The sequence below is a fragment of the Streptomyces sp. H51 genome (assembly GCF_035656535.1).
Lineage (GTDB): Bacteria > Actinomycetota > Actinomycetes > Streptomycetales > Streptomycetaceae > Streptomyces.
In genome coordinates, this window is record NZ_JAYMHD010000079.1 from 157,350 (window position 1) to 167,902 (window position 10,553).

10 protein-coding genes and 1 pseudogene are annotated in these 10,553 nt (G+C 70.0%); 3 read left to right on the forward strand and 8 right to left on the reverse strand.

The genetic code is table 11. The annotated features are described in order from the left end of the window. Positions 1-16: 16 nt before the first annotated feature. Together VKA29_RS31240 and VKA29_RS31245 are read right to left on the reverse strand one after the other, a co-directional pair. Positions 17-229 carry an MbtH family protein gene (locus VKA29_RS31240; protein WP_324789367.1) on the reverse strand — a complete coding sequence of 71 codons (213 nt, stop codon included), beginning with the start codon at positions 227-229 and terminating at the stop codon, positions 17-19. A gap of 98 nt (positions 230-327) precedes the next feature. Continuing rightward, positions 328-1,575: a Zn-dependent hydrolase gene (locus VKA29_RS31245; RefSeq protein ID WP_324789368.1), complete on the reverse strand. Its 1,248-nt coding sequence runs from the start codon at positions 1,573-1,575 to the stop codon at positions 328-330. An 838-nt stretch (positions 1,576-2,413) separates the two neighbouring features. Here VKA29_RS31245 and VKA29_RS31250 point away from each other — a divergent pair. Further along, positions 2,414-3,487 (forward strand): MupA/Atu3671 family FMN-dependent luciferase-like monooxygenase, encoded by a 1,074-nt coding sequence (locus VKA29_RS31250; protein WP_324789369.1) that lies wholly within the window; start codon positions 2,414-2,416, stop codon positions 3,485-3,487. An 815-nt stretch (positions 3,488-4,302) separates the two neighbouring features. Here VKA29_RS31250 and VKA29_RS31255 read toward each other — a convergent pair. Then, positions 4,303-4,707, reverse strand: a complete 405-nt coding sequence (locus tag VKA29_RS31255; protein ID WP_324789370.1) for a gas vesicle structural protein GvpA — start codon at positions 4,705-4,707, stop codon at positions 4,303-4,305. Between the two features lie 256 nt (positions 4,708-4,963). Then, entirely contained in the window at positions 4,964-5,614 is a 651-nt protein-coding gene (locus VKA29_RS31260; protein WP_324789371.1) for a TetR/AcrR family transcriptional regulator, read from the reverse strand. A 94-nt stretch (positions 5,615-5,708) separates the two neighbouring features. Between VKA29_RS31260 and VKA29_RS31265 the strand changes: the two genes are divergently transcribed. After that, positions 5,709-7,142, forward strand: a complete 1,434-nt coding sequence (locus VKA29_RS31265; protein WP_324789372.1) for an aldehyde dehydrogenase family protein — start codon at positions 5,709-5,711, stop codon at positions 7,140-7,142. 61 nt (positions 7,143-7,203) lie between these two features. After that, positions 7,204-7,680, forward strand: a complete 477-nt coding sequence (locus tag VKA29_RS31270; protein ID WP_324789373.1) for an SRPBCC family protein — start codon at positions 7,204-7,206, stop codon at positions 7,678-7,680. A gap of 259 nt (positions 7,681-7,939) precedes the next feature. Here the strand turns inward: VKA29_RS31270 and VKA29_RS31275 are convergent, their stop codons facing one another. From VKA29_RS31275 to VKA29_RS31285, 4 genes and pseudogenes are all read right to left on the reverse strand, one after another. Further along, positions 7,940-8,167, reverse strand: coding sequence for a hypothetical protein (locus VKA29_RS31275; RefSeq protein ID WP_324789374.1), 228 nt, complete (start codon positions 8,165-8,167; stop codon positions 7,940-7,942). 68 nt (positions 8,168-8,235) lie between these two features. Beyond that, positions 8,236-8,415: pseudogene (locus VKA29_RS37080) on the reverse strand (hypothetical protein); the annotation flags it as partial. Positions 8,416-8,546: 131 nt separating this feature from the next. Further along, the gene (locus VKA29_RS31280) at positions 8,547-9,071 is read right to left on the reverse strand and encodes a DUF1877 domain-containing protein (RefSeq protein ID WP_324789375.1); all 525 of its coding nucleotides are present in this window, start codon (positions 9,069-9,071) and stop codon (positions 8,547-8,549) included. Between the two features lie 188 nt (positions 9,072-9,259). Further along, the gene (locus VKA29_RS31285; protein WP_324789376.1) at positions 9,260-9,856 is read right to left on the reverse strand and encodes a hypothetical protein; all 597 of its coding nucleotides are present in this window, start codon (positions 9,854-9,856) and stop codon (positions 9,260-9,262) included. Positions 9,857-10,553 lie beyond the last annotated feature (697 nt).

A 10,553-nucleotide genomic window follows, 5' to 3' on the forward strand; every position in this document is an offset into this window, starting at 1 on the left:
CGGGCCGGGACGCTCATCAGGCCTGTCCCGCCTGTTCCATGTGGCGGCGCAGACTCAGCGGGCGCATGTCGGTCCACACCTTGTCGATGTGCGCCAGGCACTCCTCTTTCGTGCCGCTGGTGCCCTCGGCGCGCCAGCCTTCGGGCACCGGCTTGCCGACACGCCAAATGGAGTACTGCTCCTCCTCGTTGACGACGACCTGGTAGGGAAGTGCGCTGGTTTCAGGCATGGCGGAACCCCGTTCGTGGTGAGAGGCATGCGGTCCGGACGACGTGCCGACCGGGCGGCGGCGGGCAGCACGATGCGCCCGCCGGACAAGGGGGAAGGTCACACGCGAAGGGCCGTGTGCAGGAGTACGTTGGCTCCGGTGACCAGGTCCTCGGGGGCCGTGTACTCGTCGGGGGCGTGGCTGACGCCGCCGACGCTCGGCACGAAGATCACGGCGATGGGCGCGACGGCGGCCACGATCTGCGCGTCGTGGCCGGCTCCGCTGTACATGGGCAGGTATGCCAGCCCCAGGTGTCCCGCGGCGCGCCGGATCGCCTCGCGCAGCGGTTCGGCGGTGCTCACCGCCTCGGAACGCATGGTGACGCGCGACTCGATCTCGACACCGTGCACGCCGGCGAGGCGCTGCGCTTCGGCGAGGATCGCCGCTTCGGCCTTGCGCAGCCGGTCCATGTCGCCGTCGCGGATCTCGGCCGACATCCTGACGAGGCCGGGGATGACGTTGGTCTGGCCCGGCAGCGCGTCGAGGATGCCCACGGTTCCCGCGGCGCACAGCTTGTCGTCCTTGGCGACGGCCTCGATCGCGAGCACCAGGCGGGCCGCCACCACCAGCGCGTCCCAGCGCTGGTTCATCGGCGTCGTCCCCGCGTGCATCTGGCGTCCGGTCACCTCGAACTCGACGATCGTGCGGCCGACGATGGCGTCGACCACGCCGATCGGCACGCCGGCTGCCTCGAGCACGGGGCCCTGCTCTATGTGGATCTCCAGATAGGCGGCGACGGAGCCGGGTGCCCAGGCGGCCCGGTCGACGGCGTCGATGCTGCCGCCGGCCCGGGCCAGCGCCTCACTCAGCGGCACTCCGTTCCGGTCGACGACGCCCGTCGGGTCGGGCAGCCGTCCGGCGACCGCCAGCGAACCCCAGAAAGGGACCGGGACGTGGGCGCCTTCCTCATTGGCGAACGCGACGACCATCGGTTCGTAGGCGAGGGGCACCTGGTGTTCGGTCAGCACCCGCAGCACCTCGAGTGCGGCGATCACGCCGTAGGTGCCGTCGAGGGTGCCGCCACGCGGGACCGTGTCGAGGTGCGAGCCCATGACGAGGGCAGGGCGGTCACTCACGTGGGCGCGCCGGATGACGAGGTTGCCGGCCTGGTCGATCTCGCTGGTCAGCCCGTACTCGGCCGCGACCCGGCGCAGGTAGTCCCGGGCGGCGTCCTCCTCGGGTGTGAAGCCGAGCCGGGTGACACCTCCGCGGGGATCCGCCCCGCAGTCGTCCAGCCCGTGCAGCGTCGCCAGCATCCTGACGCCGTCGGCCCGCAGGCCGGCGTGCCCGGCCAGGCCGGCTGGCATCGCGTTCGACGGTCGCAAAGTCTGTTCTCCCAACCTCAACGACGGACGTGCCTCGACAGAGGGATCCACTTCGAAGCTCCGGTGAATGGCAAACCATGGCGCGAGCAGCTGGTTTTCGACGGAAACGGCCGGTCGGATTCCCAGGAAGAGCGACCGTGTTGCCGACGGGCATTGCATATCCACTGGCGGAACCGTGATACAGCACCTCGTGTGCTGCCGCTGTGCATTACCCGGAGGTATGTGTGACCTCTCCGCCGGAGCGACTTAGGCGATTCGTGGCCAAGCCGGACACGCTCGGCGACACCAACCCAGGGTGGCCCATCCGGCCGAGATCAGCCACAGCCATAACCGGCCAATTCTCTTGCGCCACCCCAGGCGACCCCGGCAGGCCCATTCACCTCAGCTTCTCCACCGTCCGGCCGTGCTCAGGCGCACTGTCACCCTTCGACCGGGCAACGTCCGCGACCTGCGACAACCAGGGCGCTGATCTGCTCGTGTCCCTCACATGGGGTACCCCGGCCGCTCCGGAGGCGGAATCCGTCCGAAAGGTTCGACTCCCGTGACCTGCCGTCCCAGGGCCCGCCCCGCAGTCCCAATTCCTCGGCCATCAAGGAACGGCAGGACGACTTATTGACACGGTTAGGGAGGGGTGACTAGCGTTCTGCCGCTCGGTGCCCCTGATTCCCTTCTACCGGTTCCGCATTTCTGTGGAAGAACCGTCGGCTCCCGCGAACGGCAAGTCGGGAACACCGCACGGGAACGTCGCATCTTCGAGAGCGCACGCGAGCACGTCGTTCGAGCACGGCCTTTCAGCCCGTTCTCCGAGGGAGTCAAGCACATGCGCTTCGGCATAATGTTCTTTGCCGCGTCGTCCGCGGGCGGCGCACAGGAGACCTACCGCACCATGGTCGAGGCGGCGAAGCGGGCGGACGAGGGCGGCCTGGCCGCCGTGTGGACTCCGGAGCGCCACTTCGACGAGTTCGGCGGGGTCTTCCCCAATCCGGCCCTCACCAGCGCCGCGCTCGCCACGGTCACCCGGCGGATCCAGTTGCGGGCCGGCAGCCTCATCTCGCCGTTGCACCAGACCGTGCGGATCGCGGAGGAGTGGTCGGCCGTCGACAACCTGTCCGGCGGGCGGGTGGCGGTGTCGTTCGGCTCCGGTTGGAACACCAACGACTTCGTCCTGTACCCCGACCGCTACGAGTCCCGGCACGAGGTGATGCGTGAACAGATCGACACCGTGAGGAGGTTGTGGGCGGGCGATTCGGTCAAACTGGTCAACGGCAGCGGACGCATGACCGCGGTCAGGCTGTATCCGCGTCCGGTGCAGGAGCAGTTGCCGGTGTGGGTCACCTCCTCGGGGAATCCGCAGACCTTCGTCAACGCCGGTGCGGCCGGCGCTCACCTGCTCAGCCACCTGATCGGCCAGGACATCGACCAGCTGGCGGAGAAGATCGCCTCCTACCGCCGCGCCCGGGCCGACAACGGGCACCGTCCGGAGGACGGCATCGTCTCGCTGATGCTCCACACCCACCTGCACGACGACGCCGACGAGGCCGAACGGCGGGCACGTGTCCCGTTCCGCGAGTACCTGCGCTCGGCCGTCGTCCTGGAACGCAAGTCGGCGGTCGGCGGCGGCACCATCAGCGGCGGCTTGCGCATGCCCGAGGAGGAGATCCCCGCTGACGTCCTGGAAGAGCTGCTCGACATGACCTACGAGCGCTATTTGCGCCACGGCTCGCTGATCGGCTCACCCGCCGGCTGCCTGCCGATGGTGGAACGGCTGGAGCGGGCGGGCGTGGACGAGGTGGCCTGCCTGATCGACTTCGGGCTGACGGGGCGCCAGATCGTCGAAGGGATCGACCCGCTGGTCACCCTGGCCGGGCTGACCGCCCAAGGCCCGGTCGAGTGACTGAGTGCGTCGTGGCAGACCGAATGCGTCCACCGCGGTCCCTCCTGGGTGCGGCTGTCATCCGCACAGGTTCGGTCCGGCTGCCCGGGACGGCGGGCGCGGCGCTGTCCCGGACGACATGAGGGACGTGGAGTGGGCCGAGGTCCGCCCCGCTCAGCGCCTCCGCGGTGGCCACACCGCGACGAACACCTCCCTGTACAGGCCGCCGAGCACATCTTCGTTCCATGCCCGACCGCCTCAGCTACCGCAACGGGACCACCACTGCTCAGGCTGGACTGCCGATTCGGCCGCGCCCCCAGCGACGGTGGCGGCTCCAGGCACCGGCCTGTCGGGGCGGCGGCTCCTTCGAGGCTTCGATCTCGCCGGCGACAACCAACGCCGCCCTCCATGCGGCCGTCGACCAGCAGATGGCCCGCTCCTGCCGGTCGGCCCACCTCTCGGCGCCGCCCGAGGGCGTCGCCGAGGCCAGCCGCCGGGCCGCCGTCGGCGCCGGGCCGCGCACCCGCTACGTGGTCACCGCCGCCGCGAGGGTCCTGGTGCACGCCCGCCGTCTGCTCGGCTCCCGCGTCTTCGACGCATACCCTGCGGGCCCAGTTGCAGGGCGCTGCCCGACGCGGGCGGTCATGCGGCGTTCCGGGACGGCGGCGTGCCGGACGGTGCTGCCGTGTCCCGGGCGGCGAGCCGTCGGCGCGGCCCCGGGCACAGGCCGGCCCGAGAGGCGCCGTCGCCGGGGCGGTGAGCGGCACCAGGGCAAATCGACGGGCCCCGGCCGGCGCCCTGGTCCGGCGGCGCCGTGAATCCGCCGAGGCGGGTACTCAGAGCTCTCCCTGCCTCCGGCGCGCGGGCCGCGCCCCCTGCCTCTGACGCCCCTCGTCACGGGCTTGCTGGAAGGCCTCGGAGATCGTCTCGGCGGCTCCGGACAGCGCTCCCTTGGTCTTGCCGCGGGCGCCGGATTCGGTGAGCTTCCCGGTGAGTTCGGTCAGGCCGGCCGGCTTGCGCGGGCCTGCCTCCAGGTCGAGGCGGTTGCACGCCTCGGCGAAGCGCAGATACGTGTCGACGCTGGCCACCACGATCCGTATGTCGATCTTGAGTATCTCGATGCCTACCAGGGAGACGCGCACGAACGCGTCGATCACCAGCCCCCGGTCGAGAATGAGCTCCAGTACGTCGTAGAGGCCACTGGAACCTCCGCCGCCGCCCTGCTGTGTCGTCATGGTCATCACGACCAGCCCCTTGCCGTATGTGTATTCCGCACGCGCGTTGCCCCGCCACGCCCGCAGTCCAGTTCCGAACGGGGGCGCTGCGCGGTGTTCCCGCTGGTCACCGTGGCCTCGGCGGCTGCGGTCGAGGTTCCGCGTGAGGGGTAGCCCCCACCGACGAGGCCAAACACGGCTTTCGACGAAGCCGCCCGTGGGACACGGATGCGGACACCGGGCATGCGTCTCGTCGAGCCGTGGCTCTGCGCGAGCTGTGCCCTCACGGGTTGTCGCCGCTCCCGCGCAGGGCACCCAGCAGCAGCTGTAGTTCCGTTTCGGCGAGATCGGCGGAGGTGTCGCCGGCCGGTTCGGTGGTGGCCTCGTGCACCGGCAGGAAGACCGAGCGGGCGAGGGCGGTGCCGACGAGGACGAGGGCGAGGACGCTGATCCGGCCGCTGTCGATGTCCGCATCGAGCTCGCCACGGCGGGCGGCCAGGGCGATCAGCGCCTCCAGGCGTTCGCGGGCGGCCAGGTAGACGTCCTCGTGGAGGATCCGGCGCAGGGCCGGGTCGTGGGCCGCCTGGCCCATGAGGGAGAGCAGGGCCGGACCGGCGCCGGAGTCGAGGATGCGCTGCTTGCGGGCAAGGAGTTCGCGTACGTCTCCCTCCAGGGAGCCGGTGTCGATGCCGCTGAGTTCGTTGAGTGCGATGTGCCGCGCGACCGCTCCGGCGAGGGCCTGTTTGGAGGGCCAACGGCGGTAGAGGGAGGCGGTCGACGCCCCGGCCCGCCGGGCGACCGCCGTGGTGGTGAAGGCGGCGTAGCCCGTCTCGTTGAGGACTTCGACGGCAGCGTTGATCAATGCCGTGTCCAAGCGCGGGTCGTTGCGCCGACCCCTTCGCGGCGTGGTGGCGTCCTCGGTCGTACCAGTCATGCCTGGATTCTCTCGCGTTCCTCCGTACTCTTCGCAGGACCCCTATAGTCCGAAACGAAAAGCTTCCGTTTCGAAAATGGGCTACTGTGCTGCCGTGACCGCTTCCACCCTGACGCGCAGGCCGATTCCCGAGACCGTCGCGGCCGCCCGGAGCCTCTTCGACTCCGGGGCGACCTCCTCGGCGGCCGCCCGCACTCGCCGCCTGCACGCGCTGCGCAGATTGATCACCGAGAACGAGTCCGCCTTCGAGCAGGCTCTGGCGGCCGACCTCCGCAAGAGTCCCGACGAAGCCCGGCTGACCGAGACCGGCGTCGTCGTCGGCGAGATCAACCATGCCCTGCGGCACCTGCGCCGCTGGGCGCGGCCCAAACGGGGTCCGGTGCCGACGGCGCTGCTGCCCGGCCGGGCGCAGCTGGTGCCCGAGCCGCTCGGTGTCGTGCTCGTGATCGCGCCGTGGAACTACCCGGTGCAGCTTCTGCTGAACCCGCTGGTCGGCGTGCTGGCCGCGGGGAACACGGCCGTGCTGAAGCCCAGCGAGCTCGCGCCCGCAACCTCGGCGCTGGTCGCCCGGCTGGTGCCGCGGTACTTCCCGGACGGCGCGGTGGGCGTCGTGGAGGGCGGCGTACCGGAGACCACCGAGCTGCTGGCACGGCGCTTCGACCACATCGTGTTCACCGGCAGCGGCACGGTCGGACGCATCGTCATGCGCGCCGCCGCCGAGCACCTGACGCCCGTGACGCTGGAGCTGGGCGGCAAGTCGCCCGTCTGGTTCGACGACGACGCCGGCCTCAGGACCGCGGCCCGCCGCCTGGCATGGGCGAAGTTCACCAACGCGGGGCAGACCTGCGTGGCCCCGGACTACGTGATGACCACCCCGGACCGGGTCCCGGCGCTCGTGGACGCGCTCGGGACCGCGATCGAGGAGATGTGGGGCGCCGACCCCCGCACCAGCCCCGACTACGGCCGCATCGTCGACGAGCGCCAGTTCGACCGGCTCGTGGGCTACCTGGACGGCCTGGACGTCCGCGTCGGCGGAACGCACGACCGCGGCGACCGCTACCTCGCGCCGACGGTGGTCACCCTGCCGGGCACCGCCGGCCGCCCCCTCATCGGCCCCGACGCGGCCGTGTCCGTGCTGCGCGAGGAGATCTTCGGCCCCATCCTCCCGATCGTCCCGGTCGCCTCCGCGGAAGAGGCCGTCACGGTGATCAACGGCTGGGACAAGCCGCTCGCGCTCTACGTCTTCTCCTCCTCACCGCGCACCCGGCGCCTGTTCGAGCGGAACACCTCCTCGGGCGCCGTCGTCCACAACGCCGCCCTCGTCCACGTCGCCGCGGCCGGGCTGCCCTTCGGCGGCGTCGGCTCCAGTGGCATGGGCGCCTATCACGGCACGTATTCGTGGCGCAGTTTCTCCCACGAGAAACCCGTGCTCCGCATGCCGCTGCGGCCGGACACCCTGCGCCTGGCCCAGCCGCCCTTCGGCGGGTACGGGCCGCGCATCGTCCAGCGACTCATGCGCCGCGGATGAACCGTCCGGGCGGATCCACACGAAGAAACCCGACAGGACAAGCACGAAGCGGGAGAGCAGGATGACATCCGACGAGCCGACAGCCGACCGGGAACTGCGCGCCGAAATCCGGATCGCCGCGTCGCCGGAGGCGGTGTGGCGGGCGCTGGCGGACGTCCGCCTCTGGCCCCGGCGCAGCCCCGAACTCCAGGCGATGCTGCCGCTGAAGCCGGGCGGGCTGCGGGCCGGGCAGTGGTACTTGGGGGTCAACCGCCGCAAGGCCGTGATCTGGCCGACGCGCAACGTCGTCGTGGAGGTGGCGCCGGGCAGGTGCCTGTCCTGGGACACCAGGACCAGCGGGGTCCGGTGGACCTTCGAACTCGAACGCGTCTCCGACGGCACCCGGCTCGTCCACCGCCGTCCCGTCCCCGCCAGGCTGACCCCGCTCGGCCGGCTCTTCGCCCGCTTCGCCCTGGGCGGCGAGGTGGCGCACGCCGACGAACTCGAAACCGGCATGGAGCGGACCCTCGCGGCGATCAAGCGCGCGGTCGAGACCTGAGGGCGAACAGAAACTCGCGGAGCCGCTGGATCGACACGCGGGACGGCTTCCGCCAACTCGATCGCCAACACCGGTCCACTCGTGGCCCGGAGAGCCTGACGAGCCGGGACTGTCACCCCGATCGATTGCTCAGCGTGCCCGCGTCGCAGAAGCTGAGCCAGAACCCACGGCTTGCGCATCCTGGGATACCAGACGTATGCGCGCAGCAACTCGCTGCATGATCAGCGCCCGGTCGCCGGGTCCGGCAGGCACGTCCGGCTCATTTGTCGCGGCGGTAGAGCTTGATGTCCTTGTTCACGAAGAGGTGCACGTACCCGCACTGCCAGCAGATCAGCCCCGTCGCCGCCTCGTCGGCCCACGCTACCTTCATGAACTCGAGCCCGGCGCTGTTCAACAGCACTTGTCGTTCTCGGAACAGATCGCCGCCGCAGACCTGGCAGGTGATCCAGACGTCTCCGATGGCTGCCCGAACCGGCTTGCGTGCCACAGCCGATCCCCTTCCTCCAAGGCCAGATGAGCGGGACGTCCTGGTACTCCCGTCTACTGACCAGATGCTCATGCTCGACCACTGGTTCCCAGGTGGATCACAATTTCTGTCTCTGCCCCGCGGCAACGTGCCGACTCACCACGCAGCGACGGGAACAGCTCCAGCAGTCGCTCCCTCTGCGGGTGACCCGAACCCTGGACGCGGCGGTGACGGGAGGCGTCGAGGCCCCTCATGGTCTGCTCGGCGCGGACCTTGCCGAGTCAGTCCCGACGACCGGTCGTCGACCGGGACACCGCAGGCACCGGCGGCGCTGCAGGCCCCGGTCTGCGATTGCCCAATTGCCCAATTGCTCACGCGAGCCGACGGCAGGCGGTCCGTGTCAGTCCCACCAGAGCACGACGAGAAGCTGGCGCTGGGACGCGGCACGGTAGAACCCGCGCAGGGCGGTGAAGTGCCTCAGTACGTACTTCTTCGGGCCACCGACGATTCTGTCGGCGCCGTTGCCGACCAAGGAGACGGCCTCTGCTTCGTCCGGCGGCAGGGCGGCCAGAAGGGCCGGGAAGTCGATCTGCCCGAGCAGTTCCGCAGTGCGAGCCACTTGAGCCGCCGAGAGGGCCGTGGGGGCCGGCCCGAAGGGGCCGATGGCATGCGGATGGATGTTGAGGAAGGCGAGGTCGATGGCAGTGTCGCCGTCGAGAGCCTGCCGGAGAGCACACCGATGGACGTCATCGAGACCTCCCAGCCGGCAGACCCGTTCGAGCAGGAACGGCGCCCAGTCCAGGTCCAGGACATCCGCCAACGGGGGATCCCAGCGAGGATCTCCATCCTTCGATGCGTCGGCTGACTGGCGGCAGGAGGCGAGATACTCCGCCGGGACGCGGGCGAGTTGCTGAGTGACGGCCATGACGGCAGTATCCCGACGACGTCCACCAGTTTTCCCACTTGGTCTTGTCGGCGTAGTCCTGGGCCGCTTGTTCGGGCGACAGCTGAGCCGGTTCATGATCAGCTGATGGCTGGTGTCGGCGTACTCCCGTGGGCGCTCCACGAAGGACGGAGATTTCTGCACCGGTGAGAGGCATGGGACAGCCGGCGTCATCTCGTGGGCACGGCGGTAGCAGGGAGCTGAATCTCCAGCACGACTGCGGTACCGGCCACGGTCCGGTTCTCGTGCATGCTGATTCGTCGGCCGGTTCCGACGTGCTTCCAGTGAGAAGGGGTGAGGGGAACGAGGCGGACAGTGGCGCGGCCGCCGGGCTCCAGAAAGGGCATGTCCTCGACCCAGAGCCCGGCAATGCTCACCGCAGCACCCCCGGTGGGTGAGAGGTTCCCGATGTCCCACATGGGCCGCAGAACACCGTGACCGGCGATTGGTGTCCTGCGTCGCGCTTCCGAGGCCGGACGGAGCGTCAGGTCCGCCCGGACCATTCCGTTTCGGATCTCAGAACACCGCCAGTGGCACCAAGCGGCACTCCGTTCGAGGCGGAGCTCCTCAGCCGCCTCGGCAAGCTGCTCCCAGAACGTCAAGGGCAGTGGAGATCCGTCCCCGAGCTCCTCCAGCAGGCTCAGAGCGATCTGCCATTCGTCATGGGCAAGATGGTCCCAGACGTCTCGCACCGTGATGTCGTTTTCGGTGGCGGCCTCTTCCGGGACCAGGAGGGAAGCCGATTGGAGCAGCTCGGTGACATCCATGGGGCGATTGTCGACCACGTCGTCAGGCTGCGTCGCCCTGCTCACGTCCGATGGCGGCGAGCCGGTAGCCGGGGCCGTCGAAGCCCGTCATCGGATGACCGCCCCTCCCGCCCGGCCGAGCGCCTGCCGGGGTGGGCCGCAGCGTCACGGGCCCGTGAACATCATCCGGATGCCGATTGTCCGGCACCGCACGACGTGGCAGACGCCCGGCATTTGTTCCGGCCCGTACCCCCACGTCGCGCAGCCGCTCCTGTCCCGGATGCGTTCGACGGAAGCCTGACCGTCCCCGACCACGAGCGCGACCGGTCCTGGGTCGGGCCGCACCGAACGCCGCTACGGCCCGACCGACTACCCCCGGCTGATGCTCATGACCCTGTGCGAAACAGGTACCAGCGGCCTGATCACAGCGGTCTTCGGCCCAGCCTCCAAGGGGCGAGAGCGACTACGCCCACGACCTGGCCGGCCACCTGACCCCGGACATGCTCGCGCCGGGCGGTACCGGGAAAGAGGGGATCCGGGGGTCGGCGAAGGCTGGGCTAGGGTCTGTCGTCAAATGATCTTTGGTCGGGGATCATGGTCGGGTGATACGTCGCCATGAACTGTCGGATGCCGAGTGGGAGTTCGTCCGGCCGCTGCTGCCCGAGTCGCTGCGGGGCAGGAAACGGTTGGACGACCGCACGGTGCTCAACGGGATCGT